Below are 19,001 nucleotides of genomic sequence, written 5' to 3' on the forward strand. Positions count from 1 at the left end.
GGGAGGCCCCGGCCTGCGCCGGGGCTGCCCCATGATGGGCAGGATCCGAAAGGAGGTGGCGGCACCCTTGGCCCGGTGGTCCTACGGGCCGGTGCTCAGGAGTTTTACGCCCACAGCCCGGGCATTTCTTGCCTACACCCTCTTCAACAGCATCGGCTTCGACATGCTCAACCTCGTCTTCAACCTCTACCTCCACAGCCTGGGCCACGGCCGGGACCTGATCGGCCTGGTCAACGGGGTGCCCTCCATCGCCGTCTTGCTGGTGGGGCTTCCCATCGGCATTTGGGCTGACCGGATCGGGTACCGGCCCTTCCTGGTGGCGGGCGCCTTCCTCAACGTGGTGGCCCTGGGCGGGATGGCCTTGTGGCCCGCCCCCGCCGCCCTGATCGGCTTCTCCATCCTCCGGGGCCTGGCCTGGGCCTGCACCTGGGTCCTCGGGCCGCCGCTGTTGATGGCGGAGAGCACGCCCCAGAACCGGGTCCATCTCTTCGCCGTCCACTCGGCCATCATGATGGGGTCGGGTTTCATCGGGAGCCTCTTGGCCGGCTCCCTGCCCGAAGCTTTGGCCGCCCGCTGGCAGGTGGGTCCCAGCAGCCCGGGGCCCCTGCGGGCCACCTTCGGGGTGGCCATCGCCTTCATGGCGGCCGCTGCTCTGCCCACCCTCCTCATCCGAAGCCAGGCGCCTTTGGGCCACCGCTCCCCCTTGCCCCAGACCCGGGCGGAGGCCCGCCTCTTCCTCCGCCTCCTGCTCCCTTCGGCCCTCATCGCCTTCGGCGCGGGCGCGATGGTGGTCTTCTTCCAGCTTTTCTTCAACCTCCGCTTCGGCATGGACCCGGGGGAGATAGGGATCCTCTTCGCGCTGGGTTCGGTGGCCACGGCCCTGGCGACCCTCGTGACCCCTCGCTTGAGCCAGCGCCTGGGCAAGGTCCGGACAGTGGTGGTGACCGAGCTGGCCTCCATCCCCTTCCTCCTGCTCCTGGCCTACTCCCGCCACCTGCCCTTGGTCATCGGGGCCTACTACATGCGCCAGGTCCTGATGAACATGGCCTCACCCGTTTCCAGCGCCTTTCTCCTGGAGCAGGTGCGGCCCGAGCAGCGGGCGACCCTCACCAGCCTCCACGCTATGCTGGGGTCCTTGGGACGGGGGGGTCTGGGGCCGGTGGTGAGCGGCTGGATGCAGGTACGGTGGGACTTCACGGGGGCCTTCACCCTCACCACCGTGGCCTACGTGTTGGGGACGTCCCTCTTCTACCTCTTTTTCCGGAACGTGCCTGAGCCCGAGCGGGTGCGGGCCAAGGCTCCGACGGAGGCTCCCTCGCCTTGAGCTGGGGCGGCCCAGGTGGACTCCCTCGGGGCCTAGGGTCCTGGCCCTGAGGCGCTCGGGCGGGGACGCCTCGAGGGGGGGACGCCTAGATAGGGGGCTCCTCCGGCTGGGGTTCGCTCACCCAGCGGAGGGCTGACTCCCGAAGGGCCTCCTCCCGCTGGGCGAGCAATCGACGGACCGCCGGCCCGCCGAGGCTCCCGGCGAGCCGGGCGGGCGTGCTCCGGATCGGTTCGTCCTGCACCTGCACTGTGAGCTCGGACGCCACCTCGTGTTGGAGTTGACGGAGCGCCTCCCGGATCTTACGGGTCTCCTCGGGGGCCAAGCGGTCTCCCTCCCTGGACAGGGGCGTTACTGGTTCAGGTTCGCCCCCTGCTGCTGCGCTGGGGCCGTCACGTTGGAGAGCGGCTGCGAGAACGCCTGCTGGAAGCCAGCCCGGACATTGCCGGCCGCCTGGTCCACCAGGGACTGCTCGGCGGCAGCGATCATGCGCCGCACCATGTGCCCGCCCACCGCGCCACACTCGCGGGCGGAGATGTTGCCCCAGTATCCGGTCTTATATTCCGGGTTGATCCCCAGCTCGGTCGCGACCTCGTACTTGAACTGGTCCAGGGCCGCCGCCGCCTGGGGGATCAGCCGGTTGTTCCTCTTCTGCCCTTCGGCCACCTGTGTCCCTCCTTCGCTCGCCTGGCCCTAGTATGGGCGGCGGCGCGGAAGGACCATGCTAGTGCCTTTTCCCTCTGATGAGCGGCGATCGGCGTTAGAGATGGGCTTCGATCTGCTCAGGCAGGCCCTGGACCCGGGACCCCACGTGGCGGTGAACCTCCTGCCCGTTCTTGAAGAGGATCAGGGTGGGGATGCTCATGATCCCGTACCGCCCTGGGGTCTCGGGGTTGGCGTCCACGTCCATCTTGGCCACCCGGAGCCGCCCGGCATACTGGCTGGCCCACTGCTCCACCACGGGCGCGATGGCCCGGCAGGGCATGCACCAGTCAGCCCAAAAGTCGACCAGAACGGGAAGGTCGGACTGGAGTACCTTCTCTTCAAAATCGGCGTCGGTCACGTTCAGCACAGCGCCGTCCTGACTCATCCGTTCCCCTCCTTGCGCTTTCAACCCTCACAGGCGGAAACCGTTCGGAGACCGTTTCATTATACCAGTGGACAGCCCCGGCGCCCAGGCGGCCCACGAGTCCCGGCGGCTCAGGACCCCAGACGGCCCGGGCGCCCCGGCCCTGTCCTCGCCCCGAGGGGGCAACCGTGGTATAGTGAGAGCGAAGTTCACTCAGGTTCTGGGAGGTGCCCTGCCACGTCCCGTATGGTGCCTGAGGGGGAGGCCCTGGTGGAGCAGGCCCGTCATCAGGGCTTTCGCGTTCCCCCGCCAACCAAAGTGGCCATTCCGCTCATCGACGTGCACACCCACGCCTTCCCCGACCGGCCCACCCATGAGCTGGTGGAGGCGGCGGAGCTTTACCAGGTGGAGCGGCTGGTCGCCCTGGCCAGCCTGGAGCAGAGCGTGGAGGTGCAAAGCCAGTTTCCCCACATGGTCCTGCCGGGACCCATGCTCGATTTCACCCACTGGCAGGATCCGGACCGGTTCGCGGCGACCAACATCGCCGTGGTCCGGGAGGCGGCCCGGGCGGGCGCGCCCTTGATCAAGCTCTGGTTCGCCCCCCGGTTCCAGGACCGGGTCCCCATGAAGCTGGACGACGCCCGGCTGGACCCCATCTTCGAAGAGATCGGGCGCCAGAAGCTGGCGGTGCTGGTCCATGTGGCCGACCCGGACATCTGGTTTGCCAAGTACTACACCGACACGGCCCGCTACGGCACCAAGGCCGACCAGTACCCGCCCTTGGAGTACCGCCTCGAGCGGCACCCGGAGATCGTCTTCATCAGCGCCCACATGGGCGGGGATCCGGAGCACCTGGATCACCTGGCCGAGCTTATGGACCGCTACCCCAACTACCACGTGGACACCAGCGCCACCAAGTGGATCGTCCGGGAGCTGGGCCGTAAGCCCGCGGAGGCCCGGGACTTCTTCCAGGCCTACGCGGACCGCATCCTCTTTGGGTCTGACCAGGTGGTCTTCCGGGCAGAGGACGCCGAACCCCACCGGTACCGGATGCGGTACTGGATCCACCGGGCCTTCTGGGAGACGGACATCCGGGCCCCTTCGCCCCTGCCCGACGGGGACGCGGAGGGGGAGCCGCAGCTGAACGGCCTCGACCTGCCGGTGCCGGTCTTGGAGAAGGTCTACCGGGAGAACGCCCTCCGCCTCCTCCGTCTGCCTGCCGGCCCCAAAAAGGAAGCGACGGATCCCTGACGCTAGGGACCCGTCGCGCCCCGGCCCAGGCAGGCCCTTTCCCCGCTAGGCCTGCTCCAAGAGGTCAGCGGTGACCCAATCTTGGAAGGCGGTGCCCTCCAGGAAACGCTCCACGTCCAGGGCGGCCTGGCAGCCGGAGCCGGCGGCCGTGATGGCCTGGCGGTAAATGGGATCGGCCACGTCGCCCGCGGCGAAGACCCCCCGGGCGCTGGTCGCGGTGCCCTGGAAGGTGCGGATGTACCCCCGCTCGTCCATGGCCAGCTGCCCACGGAAGAGCTCGGTGTTGGGCTGGTGGCCGATGGCGATGAAGACGCCGTCGGCCGGGTGCTCCGCCAGCTCGCCCGTGACCACATCCCGCAGCCGCAGGGCCGTCACCCGCCCCGTTCCCTCGTCCAGGATCTCTTCCACCACTCGGTTGAAGAGGACCTCGATCTTGGGATGCTCCAGCACCCGCTGCTGCATGATCTTGGAGGCCCGGAGCTGGTCCCGCCGGTGAACGATCCGGACCCGCCGGGCGAAGCGGGTGAGGAAGAGGGCCTCCTCCATGGCCCAATCGCCGCCGCCCACCACGTAGAGCTCCTTGTCGGGGAAGAAGGCGCCGTCGCAGGTGGCGCAGGTGGAGACGCCCCGGCCCATCAGCCGCTCCTCGCCCGGCACCCCCAGCCGCTTGGCGGAAGCCCCGGTGGCGACGATCACCGCCCGGGCCTCATAGACCTCCCCCTGGGCCTCCACCCGCAAGGGGTAGGTGGTGAAGTCCACCCGATCCACCCGGGCGAACCGCATCTCCGCGCCGAAACGGGCGGCCTGGCGCTCCATGTTCTGCATCAACTCGGGCCCCAGAATCCCGTCGGGGAAACCGGGGAAGTTCTCCACCTGGGTGGTGGTGGTCAACTGGCCCCCCGGCTCGTCGCCCTGGAAGACCAGGGGGCGGAGCTGGGCCCGGGCCGTGTAGAGGGCCGCGGTGTACCCTGCGGGGCCACCGCCGATCACGATCACATCCCGCACTGGGATCCCTCCCCAGAGGTACCCTGGTCCCTTCTCGCTCTAGTATAGCGCGCCCCAACGCGCCGGGCCCGGTGGCCCGAGCGGCGGGCCCTCCCGCCGCTCAACCCCGGGTATACCTGAGGAAGGTCCGGCCGTCGTCCTCCTCGTCCCCTTCCTCGGGCTCCGGGGCCGTCACCGCGGGAAAGGCCCGGGTGTCGTCCTCATCGTCCTCGGCCGCCCCCCGCTCCGGCTCCCACGCCGGCTCATCGCTGTCGGGGCGCCGGTTCAGAGCCTCTCCCGGCGCCGGCGAGTCCAGGTAGGCTTCGGTGAGGCGCCGGAGCTGGCGGAGGAGCCGGTCGACCTCCTCCCGGAGTTCCCGGAGGCGGGTCTGCTCCCGGCTCACCCGCTCCCGGGCCTCCGCCTCGATCCGGGCCGCCCGCTGCCGGGCCTCCTCCACGATGAGGCGGGCCTCCCACTGGGCGTTGGCCCGGAGCTCATCGGCCGCCTGCCGGGCCAACGCGGCCGCCTCCCGCAGATCGGCCGACAGCTCGGCGCTCCCGCCCTTGGCCCCTTCGGGCAGGCCCTCGGCCCGCTCCCGGGCCGGCTCCGGCGCCCGTTCCCGCCCCGGCTCGGCCCCCCGCTCTACCCGCTCCCGGAGCCGCTCGTACTCCTCGATCAGGCGGCCGAGAAACTCGTCCACCTCTTGGGGGTCATACCCGCGGAAGACTTTCCTGAACTCGATGTGGCGCAACGCGCGCGGTGTGAGCATTCAGCCTGCCCCTCCTCCATCCCCCGAGCCACAGGCTCCCGGCTGGAGCAGGAGCCCACCCATCACAAGAGCACGGTCCACAAGAACCGGACCACCAGCTGGCGAGCCACCTCCAAGGCCAGGAAGACCAGCACCGGCGAGAAATCGATCATGCCCAAGGGGGGCAAGAGCCCCCGGAAGGGCCGCATCACCGGCTCGGTCATCCGGTAGAGCCAGCGCACCACCGGATTGTAGGGGTCGGCGTTGACCCACGAGGTGAAGATCCGGGCGAGAAGGATCAGCTCGTACAGCTGGAACAGACTGTTGACCAGGCGGATCAGGCCCACCCTACTCCCCCTCCTTGGCCTCGCCGTTGGCCGGCTCCTCCTCCCGGCCGCCGGCGGAGAGCTCCTGGGACCGGCGGGTGGCCGCCCGGACCGCCCCGGCCAGGGCCGCCCGGACCGCCCCCTCTTCCAGCACCTGGATCCCGGCGGCCGAGGTGCCGCCCGGCGAGGTGACCATCTCCCGCAAGAGGGCCGGGTGGAGTCCCCCCTCCAAGACCAGCCGGCCCGCCCCCACACAGGTCTGGGCGGCCAGCTTCACCGCCACCTCTCGGGGCAGCCCGCAGGCCACGCCCCCTTCGGCCAGGGCCTCGATGACCAGGGCCAAGAAGGCGGGTCCCGAGCCGGAGAGACCCGTCACCACATCGAGGAGGGGTTCAGGCAACAGGAAGACCTGGCCCACCGCGCCCAGGATCTGCCGGGCGAGCTCCGCTTCCTTCTCCCCCGCCCAGCGGCCCAGACTGAAGCCCGACGCCGCCTCCCCCACCAGGCAGGCCACGTTGGGCATGGCCCGGACCACCGGCACCCCATCGCCCAGGTGGCTCTCCAGGAACCGGATGCGGACCCCCGCCGCGATGGAGAGGATGAGGTGGTGGGGGGTGAGGTGGGGCCTGATCTCCTGAAGCACCCCTTCAATCTGCTGGGGCTTCACCGCCAGGATGAGCACCTCGCCGAACCGGGCCGCCTCTTCGTTGCTGGCCCCGGCCCGCACGCCGTAGCGGCGGGCCACCTCCTCCAGGCGGGAACGCCGGACATCAGCGGCCATGAGGGCCTGAGGCTCGACCAAACGGCGGGTGACCAGACTGCGCACCAGAGCCTCGCCCATGGCTCCGGCGCCGATGAGGCTGACGCGTCGCTCCAGCATGGGGTCCTCCTGTCACAGGCTCGTGAAGGGGGGCCGGTCCGTCTCCTCCCCCGGGAGCCAGTCGATGGTCACGTTGCTGGGTGTGAAGAGGAAGATCCAGTCGCCCACCTTCTGGAGGTGGCCGTCCAGGGCGAAGGCGGCGCCGCTCATGAAATCGATGATCCTCCGGGCCACGTCCCCTTGGGCCCGCTCCAGGGTGATCAGCACCGGACGGCGGCGCTTCAACTCCTCGGCCAGCGCCTCCACCTCGTCGAAGCTGGTCGGCTCGGCCACCACCACGTTCATCTGCTGGGCGCCGGCTCCCGGCAGGCTGACCAGCCGGCCCCGCCGCCGGATGGCGATCTCATCGGACACCGGGGCGGGTTCGGCCGCGGCGGCCGGTTCCTCCTCCTGCTCAATGCCCATGAACTTCAAGACCCGGTCAAGAAACCCTCGCTCCACGGGCTCACCTCCCCGGGGCCGCCGGGCGGGGTCCCACCAGCACGGTCCCCAGACGGATCATGGTCGCCCCTTCCTCCACCGCCACCTCAAAGTCGTTGCTCATCCCCATGGAGAGCCACGGCAGCTCCAGGCTGAAGCGGTCTTGCAGGGCGTCCCGGAGCTCCCGCAGGCGGCGGAAGACGGGCCGCACCTCTTCCGGATCGTGGGCCAAGGGGGCGACGGTCATCAAGCCTTCCACCCGCAGGCCCGGGAGCTGATCCAGCCGGGCGAAGAACTCGGGGACCCTCTCCGGGGCGAAGCCATGCTTCTGAGCCTCGCCGCCCACATTGACCTCCACCAGCACCGGCACCACCCGCTGGGCGGCCACCGCCCGGCGGCTCACCGCCTCCGCCACCTCCCAGCGGTCGATGGCGTCCAGCCAGTCAAAGAGCTCCAGGGCCCGCCGGACCTTGTTCCGTTGGAGGGGACCGACGAGCCGCCAGGTCGCGGGCCGCTGCACCTCGGGCTTCTTGGCCAGGGCCTCCTGCACCCGGTTCTCACCGATCTGGTCGATGCCGGCGGCCACCAGCTCCTCCACCCGGGAGGCGGGGTGGCCCTTGGTGACGGCCACGATGGTCACTTCGGCCGGGTCCCGCCCGGCCCGTTCCGCGGCCTGGGCCACCCGTTCCCGGACCTGCTCCACCCTGGCTGCAACCTCAGACACGGACGGACCCTCCTACCCGCTATGGGTTCCGTCCGGCCTCAGGGATCTCCTGCCGGGGCCGGGGCGGGCCGCTCGCCCAAGAGCCGGGGGTTGACCACCACCGAGCTCCCCAGGGGCAGGCCTTGGACCGCCGCCCACACGCCGTCGCTCCCCTTCACCTGGACCCGGGTGAAAAGCCGCCGCCCCCCCACCTCCACCAGCACCCCCGTCGCGCCCTCCCGGGCCACCAGGGCGCTCACCGGGACGACCGCCCCCTCCCACCGGTCCAGGATCAGGGCCCCCCGCACCTTTCGCTGGGTGAGGGCGGCCTCCGGCACCGCCTCCAGCTCGATGAGGAGGCCGGTCTCCTCACCGAAGAAGACCACCCGCCCGACCCGGCCAGCCACCGGCGGGCCGCCCTCGGGCTGGAAGAGGAGCCGTCGGCCTTCGGCCAGGCCGTGGCCGCTGGGCAGGAAGAGGTAGAGCCAGACCTGGTGGCTGTCGACCAGCCGCCCCACGGGCTGGCCCGCCACCACCCGGTCCCCCGCGGCGAAGCGGCGGGTACGGCTGTCCAGGGCCCGCACCGCCCGGGGGGTGAGCTCCTCCACCCGGCCCGGCTGGAGCCGCTCCTCCAGCCCGTCCACCCAGAGGTCAAACCGGCCCGCCTCGGGCGCCTGGATGACATCCGTCGCCGACTGGAGCCGGCGGAGCACGGCCCGCTGCCGCTCCTCCAGCCGCTCCTTCTCCGCCTCCAGGGCGACCCGCTGGGCGGCCAGCGCCTCCTCCTGCTCAGCCGCCCAGGCTTGGAGCCGGGAGCGGAGCTGGAGGAGGGACTCCAGCTCTGCCTGCCGGCCGAAACTGGCGGCGAACGCGATCTGGCTCTCCAGAGCCGCCTCCTGCTCCTCCCGCTCCCGCCGGAAGGCGGCCTCCGCCTGGCTCTGGGCCCGGAGGGCCTCATCTGTCCGGGCCAGCTCCTGGGCCAGAACCTCCAGCTCCTGGCTCAAGGCCGCCCGTTCCACCCGGTCCACCACCTCGGCCACCACCGCGCCCTTGGGCACATGCTGGCCGCCTTGGACCAGGGGCACCAGGTAGCCGCTGGCGCCCGCGGTGAGGACCCACTCCCGGCGGAGGACCCAGGCCTCCACCGGCAGCCTCCGCTCCACGACCGAGGCCTGGACGGGCACCGTTCGGACCAGGGCCTCCCGGACCAGCCGCCAGCCCGCCTGTCCCGCCCAGAGAAGGAGGGCTCCCAGCAGGCCGGCCAGGACCAGGGCCTGGACCCGCAGGGGCCGCCGCCTCATGTCAGAAGCACCCAGGCCCCCACGGCCCACGTGTAGAGGGTGAACCACCAGAGCCGCCCCCGCTGGACCAGCCGCAGGAGGGCGTGGATGGCCCCGTAGCCCGAGACCGCGGCCGCGGCGGCACCCACCAGGAGGGTCCCCTCCAAGGGGCTGCCCGTCTGGGCCAGGTCCACCAGGGTCAAGAGGAAGGCCCCCCCGATGGCGGGGATGGCCATGAGGAAGGCGAAGTTGGCCGCATCAGCCCGGTCCAGCCGGGCCAGCAGACCGAAGCTCAAGGTGGTCCCCGACCGGGAGAGGCCGGGGAGGATGGCCAAGGCCTGGCCGATCCCCATGAGGAGGGCCTGGCCCGCGGAAAGGCGGGCCGCCTGCTGGGGATCGACGGGAGCGGCCGCCGGCCGGGCCCGCCGCTCGGCCACCAAAAGGAGCCCGCCGGTGAGGAGGAGCATCCAGCCCACCAGCTCCACCGAGCCGAAGAGCCGGTCGATCTGGGGCTTGAGCAGAATGCCGGCCAGACCGGCCGGGACCGAGGCCAGGAGGAGCAGGCCCAAGAGCCTCAGGTCGTCGGCCGTCTCCCGGTCCCTGGGCCCGCCCCGCGAGAGCTGGGGAAGGGCCCAGACTCCCCGGATCAGCCGCAGGACGGTGGACCGGTAGGCCACCAGGAGGGCGAGCAGGGTCCCCACATGGGCAAAGACTTCAAAGGTGATCCCATCCGGCTGGACGCCCAGCAGGACCTGGACCAGAACCAGGTGACCCGAGCTGGAGACGGGGAGGAACTCGGTCAGGCCCTGGACCACGCCCAGGATCAACGCGTCCAGCAAGCTCATCGCGCGATCGCCTCCGGGAGGGAAGGTGGCGTACGCCCCACCACTTCCCCCCGGAGGCCGCCCTCCCCTGCTGGGCCTGGCGCCTAGCGGGCCACCTCACCCTCGGAGGTGGGCACCACCTGGAGAATCTCCTCGATCTGCCCCGAGGAGGCGTTGACGAAGATGATGAACTCCGTCTCGTCCACGGTCCCCCGGTACTCGTAGGTGAGCACTTCCCGGAGGCCTTCGGTGGGGATCAAGGCCAGCCGCCCCTCCCCCCGGGGCTCAAAGTCGGGCGGCAACCGGCGGCGGGCCTCTTCCTCCTCCAGCTCCGGCTTCTCCAGCTTCCGTTCCGTGTGGTTCATCAGGTAGCTCTGGGCATCGTACTGGAGGATCTCCCCGTTGTCCGCGGCCACCGTCACCTTGATCATGTCGGGGTAGATGAGCACCCCGTCCACCTTGGGGACCAGGGTGAAGGTGGTTCGGCCCTGGGAACCGATGGAGTCCACGGCCACCAGGTCCGTATCCTCCATCCGCTCCCGGGCGAAGGCCTCGGCCTTCTCCCGCATAGCCTCCCGATCCAGCCGGTTCTCCTCCACCCGCCGGGAGGAGTTCATCCAGACGACGGCCCCGCCCTGGCGGGCCACGTCCAGGGTGTAGACGGCCCCCGCCTCCCCCTCCCGCCGGACGGCCACATGGTAGCCGGGGATCCGCCCCTGAACCCGGTCGGTCACCTCCACCCGGTAGCCCTCCCGGTCGGCGGCCGGGAGGAAGCGCCGCACGATGGCCTCGGCCTCGGCCTCGCTCACCTCATCCCCCGAAAGCCCCCGGGGCTTCCGCTCGGTGATGTGGTCCGAGAAGGGCCCGTCGTAAGTCAGGGTGGGGACCTCCTCGAGGTGGGTCTCCACCCGGCCCAGACCGTCACCCAGGGCCCCGCCCACCGAGGCGGTCAGCCCCCGGGCCGCGGCCCGTTGGAGCTCCATCCAGCCCGAGGGGCCATCGGCCTGGGCCCGTTCGAAGACGCCGTGCAGCTCGCTGGCCAGCTTCCCCGCCTCCTGGCTCAGCTCGGCCAGCTGCCGCCGGGCCTCATCGTCGGGCACGGTCCCCCGCGCGATCTGGCGGACCAGGCTGTAGGCGTAATCCCCTGCCTGGGCCAGGAAGGTGCTGGTCCGCATCATCCGGCCCACGGGCAGGGGCAGCTGGCCGATGCTCGTTTGGGCCATGCCCGCATCCCGCCAAATCTCCGTCAGGAGCGGGATCTGATCGCCCGGACCGCTGGCCACCGCCACCTTGGCCAGGTTGGCCTCCATGTTGTCCACGCCGTCCAGGAGGAACTGGAAGGCCTGCTGGTACCGGGTTCCCACCGCCAAGGCCAGCTGGTCCCGCTCGGCGCGGAGGCTCAGGGCCCAGGCGCCCACCCCCAGGAGGGCGATCATCAGCAGTGCCGAGAGGCTGCGAAACCGCTTCTCCCCGTTCTCCACCGTCGCTCCCCTTCCCCTTCAGCCGTTCCCCCCACGGATGCCTCCTTACAGGGCAAAGACGTGGGCCCCCACCTGGCGGACCACGGGCCGGGACCAGATCCACGCGCTGACGGGCTTGGACGGGTTCCAGAAGAAGAGGGACCCGTACGTGGGATCCCAGCCGTTCAGCGCGTCCCGGGCCGCCTGCCAAGCCAGGGCCGAGGGCGTCCGCCGCCAGATGAGCCCGTTGGTCACCGACTCGAAGGCATGGGGCTGGAAGATGACCCCGGCGATGGTGTTGGGGAACTTGGGGCTCTTCACCCGGTTGAGCACCACCGCGGCGATGGCCACCATCCCCTCGTAGGGCTCGCCCTGCCCTTCCGCCTCGATGAGGCGGGCCAGGAGGGTCAGGTCGTCGCTTCGGGCCGCCACCGGCGTGGCCGCCCGCTGGGCTTGGGCCCGCCAGCCCAGACCCAGGGCCGACCAGGTGGCCGGGCCGACGATCCCGTCCACCCGGAGGCCGTTGCGGGCTTGGAAGCGGCGGACCGCCTGGGAGGTGCTGTTGCCGAAGATGCCGTCGATGGGCCCCCGGTAGTAGCCCCACTCCTGCAGGCGCCACTGGAGGACCCGGACTTGCTGCCCCCGGGAGCCCCAGTAGAGGGTGGGCCGTTGGGCCAGCGCGGCCGGCGCCGCCGCGGCCAGAACGGCCAGGAGGACCAAGGTGAGGATCCCGGTGGGAACCCACCGCCGGGGCGTGCCACCCCGGAGAGGAACCGTCTGCATGCCACGTCACCCGCCCTTTCCAGCCGTAGGCTTTCCCCGGCCCCAGGCCCCTTATGCCCTCGGGATCGACGGCCCTCGGCATCCAGCGGGGCCTGGTCCCGGCGGACCAGGCCCCGGGCAACCCGCGCCGAGGTAGCACCACCCCAGCACCGGCCCAATAGGATGTACTGGCCAAGCGGAGCCGTCCTCCTGAGCTCCTGGCAGATGGAAAGGGGGGAAACGTTCATGGCTCAGCGTGTCAAGGGCGCCACCCTCTCCTACTGGCAGCGCCAGACCGAGCAGGTGATGGCCCCCATCGCACCCATGGCCGGGGGTGAGGAACCCTTCAAGCGGGAGTGCGTCATGGTGGAGAAGGTGTACGATGAGTGCACCGTGAGCGAGTGCCCCACCGTCACCTTCACCCGCCTCGCCGGCATCCCCACCGGGGTGGTGGACTGCCGGGTGATCGACTCGGAGATCCGCGACACCTCCATCCCCAGCGACGGCACCGTCGAGTTCACCATCAAGTGGAAGATGGAGGTCGTCTACTCCGTCGAAAACCAGACCCGCACCGTCGTCGAGACCTTCGCCCTGACCAAGCGGGTCCGCCTCCCCGGCGCCCGGGTGGGCATGTCCGTCAGGACCTTCCACCTGGTCCAGTGCCTCAACTGCCGGCCCGTCACGAGCAACGATGCGGTCTACATCGAGTGCGAGGTCGGCATCTTCGTGGTGGTGAAGGCGACCTTCATGGTCCAGCTCGAGGTGGAGCGGGCCCGGTTCTGCCCGCAGCCACCCGAGTGTGTCCAGATCTCCCCCATCGGGTGTCCCGAATGGGCCGACCTGGTGGAATCGGGGCAGCTCTGGCCACCCTTCCCGCCCCAGCTGGACCACCACTGACCGCAACGAGGGAGCACGCCCTCGGCGGCTCCCTCGTCACCGGTCCCCTCCTCGGGGGCCACCGGCCGAAGCGGGCCCAGCCCCGAGCCCGTCCCGTCACCCGCCCGAGTTTGTTCGTCTTCCCAACCAACTTCTTTCCCTTCTGTGCTACAATACCCAGGGGCGAGTGACGCGCTTTTCTGTGATTGACGCTTCTATGCGTCGCGTGCGACTGGCCGGAGTGATCAACCAACACCCCTCAAGGAGGTTCGGATCGGGATGACGAGAACGGCTCGGACAGGCCTCGCCTCTCTCCTGGCCCTGGCCCTGATCCTCCCGCTCCTGGGGCTCTCCTCGCCCGCGGTCGGGCAGAGCGCGCCTCACCTGGAGTTCACCACCGTCACCTTCGAGGATGGGACCCTCAGCGGGGTGGAAGGTCGGGGCGAGGTGGAACGGCTGACGGTCACCGATGAAGCCAACCGGACCGAAGGCGGCCGGTACGCCCTCAAGGTGGAGGGCCGCTCCCAGGGCTGGCACGGCCCCTCCCTCCGGGTGGAGCCGTACCTGGAGCCGGGCCAGGAGTACCTGGCCTCGGTCTGGGTGCGGCTCATTGAGCCCGCCCAGGCCCGGCTCCAGCTCTCCACCCAGATCGGCCAGGGGAGCGCGGCCAGCTACGTCAACCTGACGAGCCTGGTGGTCACCCCCGACGACGGCTGGGTCCTCCTGGAGGCGCCCTACCGGTACACAAGCCTGGGCGATGGCTACGTCACCCTGTACGTCGAAAGCCCCGACAGCCCCACCGCCTCCTTTTACATCGACGACATCCACCTGGAGCCCACCGGCTCGGGCCCCATCACCTTCGACCGGAACCTCACCCCCCTCAAGGAGGTCTACGGGGACCTCTTCCTCATCGGGAACGTGGTCTCACCCGCGGACCTGGGGACCATCAAGTTCGACTTTTTGACCCACCACTACCACGTGGCCACCGCCGAAAACGCCATGAAGCCCGAAGCCCTCCAGGAGGTGAAGGGCGAGTTCACCTTCGACACGGCCGACCGGATGGTGGATGCGGTGCTGGCCGCGGGTCTGAAGATGCACGGCCACACCCTGGCCTGGCACCAGCAGACGCCCGTCTGGATGCACACCGACCCGGAGACGGGCCGGCCCCTCCCCCGGGACGAGGCCCTGGCCAACTTGCGGGCCCACATCCGGACGGTGATGGAGCACTTCGGCGACCGGGTCATCTCCTGGGATGTGGTCAACGAAGCGATCGTCGACAACCCGCCCGATCCCGACGACTGGCGGGGCGCCCTCCGGCCCTCGGGCTGGTACCAGGCCATCGGCCCCGACTGGGTGGAGCAGGCCTTCCGGGCGGCCCGGGAGGTGCTGGATGAGCACCCCGAGTGGGCGATCGCCCTCTACTACAACGACTACAACCTGGACAACCAGGCCAAGGCCCGGGCCGTGGCCCGCATGGTGGAGGAGCTGAACAGGACGTACGCCGCGGAGACGGGCGGCCGGCGGCTGATCGACGGCATCGGCATGCAGGGCCACTACAGCATCACCACCAACCCGGCCAACGTCCGCCTCTCCCTGGAACGGTTCGCCGCCTTGGGCGTGGAGGTGAGCATCACCGAGCTGGACGTGACCGCCGGCGACGCCTTCCAGCTGACGGAGGAGGAGGCCTTAGCCCAGGCGGTCCTCTACGCCCAGCTCTTCCAGATCTTCAAGGAGCACGCCCCAACCATCGCCCGGGTCACCTTCTGGGGCCTGGATGACGGCTCCAGCTGGCGGGCCGATCGGAACCCCCTCCTCTTCGACCGGGCCCTCCAGCCCAAGTTGGCCTTCCACGCGGTGCGGGATCCGGAGCTCTTCCTGGCCGCCTATGAACCGCCGCCCAAACCCGAGGCCCGCCACGGCACAGCCACCTTCGGCACCCCGGTCATCGACGGCGAGGTGGACCCCATCTGGCACCAGACGCCCGCCCTGCCTCTGGACCGGTACCAGACGGCCTGGCACGGGGCGTCGGGCACGGCCCGGGTCCTCTGGGATCACGAGCACCTCTACGTGCTGGTGCAGGTGACCGACGAGCAGCTGGACCGGAGCGCCTCCAACCCGTGGGAGCAGGACTCCATCGAGGTCTTCATCGACGAGAACAACGCCAAGACCACCTCCTACGAGGCCGACGACGGCCAGTACCGGGTGAATTATGTCAACGAGCCGACCTTCAACCCGGCGGGGATCGGGGCGGGCTTCGCCTCCTCGGCCCGGGTGGAGGGGACGGCCTACACCGTCGAGGTGCAGATCCCCTTCCGGACCATCCGGCCCGAGGAAGGGACCACCATCGGCTTCGATGTCCAGATCAATGACGCCCGGGACGGCGTCCGGCAGAGCATCGCCACCTGGAACGACCTGACCGGGAACGGGTGGCAGGATCCGTCGGTCTTCGGCCACCTCACCCTGGTGACCGAGGCCCAGTGAGCACGAAGCGCCCGCCCTCGTCGGAGGGCGGGCGCTGCCGGGCCGTCGGGAGAGCCGCCTGCGGCGCGGCTCTCCTGACGGCGACAGGCTCCCGGCCGTTTACCGGGGCTGCATGAACATCTCGGCCACCCAAATCCGCCCGCCCTGGCGGACCACCCCGGCGCCCATGTGGGTGAAGCCGGCGCTCAGGATGTTGGCCCGGTGACCGGGGCTCTCCATGAAGGCCCGGTGGATGGTCTGGACCGAACCGCCCATGCCGATGTTCTCTCCCCAGTACTTGGGGTTGAGGCCGGCGGCCAGCATCTGGTCCCGCGCGGTGCCCAAGGTGGGCGAGACGTGGTCAAAGTAGCCGTTGACCGCCATATCCCGCGCCTTGGTCCGGGCCAGGCTGGTCAGGGTGCTGTGGGTCGCCAGCGGCGCCCGGCCGTGGGCCGCCCGCTCGGCGTTGGCCGCATCCACCAGGTACTGCTCCTCCGACGGGCTGGCGCCCGGCGTCCCCGTCGTGGGGGGCGTCGGGGGCGTCACCGGGTCGGGCGCGGGCTGGGGCGCCGGCTGGGGGCTGGGTGCGGGCCGGGAGGGGGTGACGGACCAACCCCAGCCGATGCTGCCCGACCAGGACCAGCTGCCACTGGAAGTGCCACCCGAGCCGCTCGAACCTCCGGTGTTGGACCCGCTCGAGCCGCTGGAGCCCGTGCCGGGCGTCCACGACCAGCCCCAGGAACCGTTGCCACCCGTGTTGGAGCCGGACCACCCGCCGCTTCCCGACGACGACTGCCAGCTTCCCCAACCGCCGCTCCCGTTCCAGGAGCCGTTCCACGACCAGCTCTGGGCCAGGGCCTCCTGGGCGCCGGCCACCACGAGCAAAGCCGCCAAGAGTGCAATGATGGTTCCGCGTCTCAGGTTCTGCAAGAGCATGCCTCCTCCAGGGTGCAAGGAGCACCAGGTACCGGGGAGTTAGACACGGCGACAGGCCCTTCCTCGCCAAGAAGCCTAGGGAAAGGCCTCCAGTTGGTGGTATGGGCGGGAAAAAGGTCATACGTTTGCGGTGAAGCAGGCGGGGAGGCGACCGATATGGCCGAGTTGGGGCGGGCTGAGGTGATCCTGGACGGGGTCGGCCGGCTGGAAGAGGCCCAAGAGCTGGTGGACGTCCGGCTGGAGGTCGTCGACCTCGTCTGGAACTGGGAAAGCCAAGGCTTGGTGGCCGAAGGGGCCGTCCGCACCTACATCTACTACCAAAAGGAAGACGGCACCATCGAGGGGGAGGGGGTGGAGATCCCCTTCCACGGCGTGGTCCTGCCGCCGGCCAGCGCGGCCCAGGCGGTGCGCGTCCGCCTGGAGGAGGTTCGGGAAGAGCACCAGTTTGACCCCCAGGACCGGTCCTTCAGCCAGAGCATCCACCTCTTCCTGGTGGCGGAACCTGCCCCAGAGGAACCGGACGCCGTTGAACCGGCCCCTGGGGAACCGGGCGTTCCGGAGCCACCCACGGAGGAGCCCCTGAAGCCGGCCCAGCCTTCGCCGGCCCCCGAGGTGGCCGCTCCACAGGAGGAGGCCGAGGTGGCGGTCCCCGTCGCCCGGGCTTCCGAGGTCCACGCCGCCGAGCCGGACGCCGAGGCGGTCCCCGCCCCCGAAGCACCCCTTCCGGCGGCCCAGAGCGAACCCTCCGGGCCGCCATCCAGGGAAGCGGAAGAACTAGCCCCCTCGGTCCCCGAGGCCGGCAAGGAGGGGGCCGACCACCCAACCCCGGCCCTCCCGCCCCGCCTCGAGCCGGCGGAAGCGCCGGCGGAGGCGCCCTTGGTGGCCGCCCATGCGGCACCGTCCGCCACGGGCGGCGGCGCCCCCTTCTCCGGTGCCCAACCATCGCCCGAGGCGCCGGCGGTCGACGATGGGGTCATCGTCTGGAAGCCCTTCCCGGACGAGTAGGCTCAGCGGCTGAGCCTGCTGGCGATCTCCCGCTGGATGAAGGTGGGCGTAAAGACGGAGGAGAAGCGGATCTCGCCGTCGATCATCACCACCGGCAACCGCCCCCGGCCCTGGCGCAGGAAGGCGTCCACCTCGGGGTACTGGCGGTACGCCTCGTCGTTGACGTCCACATACTGGAAGCGAACCCGGTCGCCGAACCGGCGGGCGAGCCCTCGCCCGAAGGAGAGGGCCACGTCAGCCTGGGAGCGGCCGTGGTGGCACCCGTAGCAGGCCCGCAGGTTCCGGGATCCGAAGACGATCACCTCCACCGGGCCTGCTTGGCGCCGGCGGCGGTGGAAGGTGGGGGTGACGAAGGGGCTCCAGCCCGGTGGCACGGTGCCAGTCCGTTGGGACATGGGACACCCTCCTCTGTTCCGAGTCTCACCCCTTCAGGCTATGTCCGCCCGACCTTTCCGGTCTCACGGGCCCGGCCCGGAGCTGAGCCAATAGGGCAGGGCTGCCCCCGGCTGCAGGTGGGGATCCAAGTAGTCGTTGGGATCGGTGGAGAGAAGGCGCTCCACCATCAGCTGGCCCCCTGCTCCGGGGACGGCCACCAGGGACCGCCCCTCCACCTGCAGCTCCACCCGGGGGGCGTCGGCCGCCGCCTCCTCCCAGACCAGCTCCAGCGGGTAGATGGTGTAGAACATGCCCTCACCCCTCGGCCTGGCCGTTGGTGAGCTCCGGCCCCAGCCCGATGCGCTCCCGCAGGATCTCCAAGGCCCGGGCCACGCCCCCCACCTCGTCAATCAGGTTGACCTCCACCGCCTCCCGGCCCACCAGCACCGTGCCCACATCCCGGACCAGCTCCCCGGTCCGGAACATGAGCTCCCGCAGCTTCCCCTCGGGGATCCGGGAGTTCTCGACGATGAACCGGATCACCCGGTCCTGCATCTTGTCCAGGTACTCATAGGTCTGGGGGACGCCGATCACCATCCCGTTGAGGCGGATGGGATGGAGGGTGATGCTGGCGGTGCTGGCGATGAGGGAGTAGTCGGCCGCCACCGCGATGGGCGCCCCGATGGAGTGGCCGCCCCCCAGGACCAAGGAGACGGTGGGCTTGGAAAGGGTGCGGATCATCTCGGCCAGGGCCAGACCCGCCTCGATGTCCCCGCCCACGGTGTTGAGGATGATGAGCACGCCCTTCACCGCCGGGTTCTGCTCAATGGCCACCAGCTGGGGAATGACGTGCTCGTACTTGGTCGTCTTGTTCTTGGCGGGTAAGACCAGGTGGCCCTCGATCTGGCCGATGATGGTCAGCACGTGGATGGGGCTCGTCCCCCGTGCCGGCCCGGTGGCCTGGCCCAGGCTGGCCAGGAGGGCCGAGGCATCCCGTCCCGAGGGTGGGGGCTCGGTCCCGCTGGCGGTCACCTGGCCGGGGCTGGCCGGTTCCGCGGGTTGGTCCTTGGGCCGCTGGTCTTCCCCCATTGCCTGCCCCTTGGGCATGGTTGGGCCACCCCCTCCCGGCTAGCATGCACGGGAAGGCACGCCCTTACCAACGCCGGGAGGGGTGTCGCTTTCAGTCATAATCGGGGTCGTCCTCCCCGTGCCAGCTGGCCGGCTGCAGGGTGTTGGGGTTGCTCTGGGCGTAGGCGAAGACCCGGCGCTCGCCCACCACCTCGCCCTCCACCTGGATGAAGACGGGGACCCGGACCGAGAG

22 protein-coding genes are annotated in these 19,001 nt (G+C 70.4%); 5 read left to right on the forward strand and 17 right to left on the reverse strand.

What is annotated here, in order from left to right:
- Nucleotides 1–55: 55 nt before the first annotated feature.
- Nucleotides 56–1,324 (forward strand): MFS transporter, encoded by a 1,269-nt coding sequence (locus tag FWJ67_RS07160; RefSeq protein ID WP_414482662.1) that lies wholly within the window; start codon nt 56–58, stop codon nt 1,322–1,324.
- A gap of 85 nt (nt 1,325–1,409) precedes the next feature.
- Here the strand turns inward: FWJ67_RS07160 and FWJ67_RS07165 are convergent, their stop codons facing one another.
- The 3 genes from FWJ67_RS07165 to trxA form a co-directional block, all read right to left on the reverse strand.
- On the reverse strand, nt 1,410–1,646 hold the full coding sequence (locus FWJ67_RS07165) for a small, acid-soluble spore protein, alpha/beta type (RefSeq protein WP_304171605.1): 237 nt from the start codon (nt 1,644–1,646) through the stop codon (nt 1,410–1,412).
- 26 nt (nt 1,647–1,672) lie between these two features.
- Nucleotides 1,673–1,987, reverse strand: coding sequence for an alpha/beta-type small acid-soluble spore protein (locus FWJ67_RS07170; protein ID WP_304171603.1), 315 nt, complete (start codon nt 1,985–1,987; stop codon nt 1,673–1,675).
- A 94-nt stretch (nt 1,988–2,081) separates the two neighbouring features.
- Entirely contained in the window at nt 2,082–2,411 is a 330-nt protein-coding gene (gene trxA, locus FWJ67_RS07175) for a thioredoxin (RefSeq protein WP_304171602.1), read from the reverse strand.
- A gap of 249 nt (nt 2,412–2,660) precedes the next feature.
- Here trxA and FWJ67_RS07180 point away from each other — a divergent pair, with 249 nt between their 5' ends.
- The gene (locus FWJ67_RS07180) at nt 2,661–3,641 is read left to right on the forward strand and encodes an amidohydrolase family protein (protein ID WP_304171600.1); all 981 of its coding nucleotides are present in this window, start codon (nt 2,661–2,663) and stop codon (nt 3,639–3,641) included.
- A gap of 45 nt (nt 3,642–3,686) precedes the next feature.
- Here the strand turns inward: FWJ67_RS07180 and trxB are convergent, their stop codons facing one another.
- From trxB to sleB, 10 genes are all read right to left on the reverse strand, one after another.
- Nucleotides 3,687–4,646 carry a thioredoxin-disulfide reductase gene (trxB, locus tag FWJ67_RS07185; protein ID WP_304171598.1) on the reverse strand — a complete coding sequence of 320 codons (960 nt, stop codon included), beginning with the start codon at nt 4,644–4,646 and terminating at the stop codon, nt 3,687–3,689.
- A gap of 100 nt (nt 4,647–4,746) precedes the next feature.
- Nucleotides 4,747–5,394, reverse strand: a complete 648-nt coding sequence (locus FWJ67_RS07190; protein WP_304171595.1) for a DivIVA domain-containing protein — start codon at nt 5,392–5,394, stop codon at nt 4,747–4,749.
- 62 nt (nt 5,395–5,456) lie between these two features.
- Entirely contained in the window at nt 5,457–5,720 is a 264-nt protein-coding gene (locus FWJ67_RS07195; protein WP_304171593.1) for a YggT family protein, read from the reverse strand.
- A 1-nt stretch (nt 5,721) separates the two neighbouring features.
- Nucleotides 5,722–6,579: a pyrroline-5-carboxylate reductase gene (proC, locus tag FWJ67_RS07200; protein ID WP_304171591.1), complete on the reverse strand. Its 858-nt coding sequence runs from the start codon at nt 6,577–6,579 to the stop codon at nt 5,722–5,724.
- A 12-nt stretch (nt 6,580–6,591) separates the two neighbouring features.
- On the reverse strand, nt 6,592–7,020 hold the full coding sequence (locus FWJ67_RS07205) for a cell division protein SepF (protein WP_304171589.1): 429 nt from the start codon (nt 7,018–7,020) through the stop codon (nt 6,592–6,594).
- A gap of 4 nt (nt 7,021–7,024) precedes the next feature.
- On the reverse strand, nt 7,025–7,723 hold the full coding sequence (locus tag FWJ67_RS07210; RefSeq protein ID WP_304171587.1) for a YggS family pyridoxal phosphate-dependent enzyme: 699 nt from the start codon (nt 7,721–7,723) through the stop codon (nt 7,025–7,027).
- A gap of 38 nt (nt 7,724–7,761) precedes the next feature.
- Nucleotides 7,762–9,003, reverse strand: a complete 1,242-nt coding sequence (locus tag FWJ67_RS07215; protein WP_414481983.1) for an HlyD family efflux transporter periplasmic adaptor subunit — start codon at nt 9,001–9,003, stop codon at nt 7,762–7,764.
- Nucleotides 9,000–9,827, reverse strand: coding sequence for an undecaprenyl-diphosphate phosphatase (locus tag FWJ67_RS07220; RefSeq protein ID WP_304171584.1), 828 nt, complete (start codon nt 9,825–9,827; stop codon nt 9,000–9,002). The genes FWJ67_RS07215 and FWJ67_RS07220 overlap by 4 nt, the downstream gene beginning before the upstream one ends.
- 83 nt (nt 9,828–9,910) lie before the next feature.
- Nucleotides 9,911–11,287, reverse strand: a complete 1,377-nt coding sequence (gene ypeB / locus FWJ67_RS07225; RefSeq protein ID WP_414481982.1) for a germination protein YpeB — start codon at nt 11,285–11,287, stop codon at nt 9,911–9,913.
- A 45-nt stretch (nt 11,288–11,332) separates the two neighbouring features.
- Complete coding sequence (gene sleB / locus FWJ67_RS07230; RefSeq protein WP_414481981.1) at nt 11,333–12,049, reverse strand: spore cortex-lytic enzyme; 717 nt, start codon at nt 12,047–12,049, stop codon at nt 11,333–11,335.
- A 225-nt stretch (nt 12,050–12,274) separates the two neighbouring features.
- Between sleB and FWJ67_RS07235 the strand changes: the two genes are divergently transcribed.
- Together FWJ67_RS07235 and FWJ67_RS07240 are read left to right on the forward strand one after the other, a co-directional pair.
- A complete protein-coding gene (locus FWJ67_RS07235) occupies nt 12,275–12,925 on the forward strand; it encodes a hypothetical protein (RefSeq protein WP_414481980.1) in 651 nt (216 codons plus the stop codon).
- 258 nt (nt 12,926–13,183) lie between these two features.
- Entirely contained in the window at nt 13,184–15,385 is a 2,202-nt protein-coding gene (locus FWJ67_RS07240; protein WP_304171576.1) for an endo-1,4-beta-xylanase, read from the forward strand.
- A gap of 99 nt (nt 15,386–15,484) precedes the next feature.
- On the opposite strand, the gene FWJ67_RS07245 is transcribed toward FWJ67_RS07240, so the two are convergent.
- Nucleotides 15,485–16,300, reverse strand: a complete 816-nt coding sequence (locus FWJ67_RS07245) for a CAP domain-containing protein (protein ID WP_414481979.1) — start codon at nt 16,298–16,300, stop codon at nt 15,485–15,487.
- Between the two features lie 156 nt (nt 16,301–16,456).
- On the opposite strand from FWJ67_RS07245, the gene FWJ67_RS07250 reads away from it, so the two are divergent.
- The gene (locus FWJ67_RS07250; protein WP_304171572.1) at nt 16,457–17,305 is read left to right on the forward strand and encodes a hypothetical protein; all 849 of its coding nucleotides are present in this window, start codon (nt 16,457–16,459) and stop codon (nt 17,303–17,305) included.
- Between the two features lie 2 nt (nt 17,306–17,307).
- On the opposite strand, the gene FWJ67_RS07255 is transcribed toward FWJ67_RS07250, so the two are convergent.
- From FWJ67_RS07255 to FWJ67_RS07265, 3 genes are all read right to left on the reverse strand, one after another.
- On the reverse strand, nt 17,308–17,700 hold the full coding sequence (locus FWJ67_RS07255) for a hypothetical protein (RefSeq protein ID WP_304171570.1): 393 nt from the start codon (nt 17,698–17,700) through the stop codon (nt 17,308–17,310).
- A gap of 63 nt (nt 17,701–17,763) precedes the next feature.
- The gene (locus FWJ67_RS07260; RefSeq protein ID WP_304171568.1) at nt 17,764–17,991 is read right to left on the reverse strand and encodes a YlzJ-like family protein; all 228 of its coding nucleotides are present in this window, start codon (nt 17,989–17,991) and stop codon (nt 17,764–17,766) included.
- A 4-nt stretch (nt 17,992–17,995) separates the two neighbouring features.
- Nucleotides 17,996–18,787 carry a ClpP family protease gene (locus tag FWJ67_RS07265; protein WP_414481978.1) on the reverse strand — a complete coding sequence of 264 codons (792 nt, stop codon included), beginning with the start codon at nt 18,785–18,787 and terminating at the stop codon, nt 17,996–17,998.
- Nucleotides 18,788–19,001: the final 214 nt, after the last annotated feature.

Source organism: Limnochorda sp. (genome assembly GCF_047459355.1).
Classification (GTDB): Bacteria; Bacillota; Limnochordia; order Limnochordales; family Limnochordaceae; genus Limnochorda.

What these genes read in the sequence shown, in the direction of transcription:
- trxA (WP_304171602.1), bottom strand. Translation starts at nt 2,411, where the DNA reads ATGAGTCAGGACGGCGCTGTGCTGAACGTGACCGACGCCGATTTTGAA.
- FWJ67_RS07190 (WP_304171595.1), bottom strand. Translation starts at nt 5,394, where the DNA reads ATGCTCACACCGCGCGCGTTGCGCCACATCGAGTTCAGGAAAGTCTTC.
- proC (WP_304171591.1), bottom strand. Translation starts at nt 6,579, where the DNA reads ATGCTGGAGCGACGCGTCAGCCTCATCGGCGCCGGAGCCATGGGCGAG.
- FWJ67_RS07215 (WP_414481983.1), bottom strand. Translation starts at nt 9,003, where the DNA reads ATGAGGCGGCGGCCCCTGCGGGTCCAGGCCCTGGTCCTGGCCGGCCTG.
- FWJ67_RS07220 (WP_304171584.1), bottom strand. Translation starts at nt 9,827, where the DNA reads ATGAGCTTGCTGGACGCGTTGATCCTGGGCGTGGTCCAGGGCCTGACC.
- sleB (WP_414481981.1), bottom strand. Translation starts at nt 12,049, where the DNA reads ATGCAGACGGTTCCTCTCCGGGGTGGCACGCCCCGGCGGTGGGTTCCC.
- FWJ67_RS07235 (WP_414481980.1), top strand. Translation starts at nt 12,275, where the DNA reads ATGGCTCAGCGTGTCAAGGGCGCCACCCTCTCCTACTGGCAGCGCCAG.
- FWJ67_RS07240 (WP_304171576.1), top strand. Translation starts at nt 13,184, where the DNA reads ATGACGAGAACGGCTCGGACAGGCCTCGCCTCTCTCCTGGCCCTGGCC.
- FWJ67_RS07245 (WP_414481979.1), bottom strand. Translation starts at nt 16,300, where the DNA reads ATGCTCTTGCAGAACCTGAGACGCGGAACCATCATTGCACTCTTGGCG.
- FWJ67_RS07250 (WP_304171572.1), top strand. Translation starts at nt 16,457, where the DNA reads ATGGCCGAGTTGGGGCGGGCTGAGGTGATCCTGGACGGGGTCGGCCGG.
- FWJ67_RS07255 (WP_304171570.1), bottom strand. Translation starts at nt 17,700, where the DNA reads ATGTCCCAACGGACTGGCACCGTGCCACCGGGCTGGAGCCCCTTCGTC.
- FWJ67_RS07260 (WP_304171568.1), bottom strand. Translation starts at nt 17,991, where the DNA reads ATGTTCTACACCATCTACCCGCTGGAGCTGGTCTGGGAGGAGGCGGCG.
- FWJ67_RS07265 (WP_414481978.1), bottom strand. Translation starts at nt 18,787, where the DNA reads ATGCCCAAGGGGCAGGCAATGGGGGAAGACCAGCGGCCCAAGGACCAA.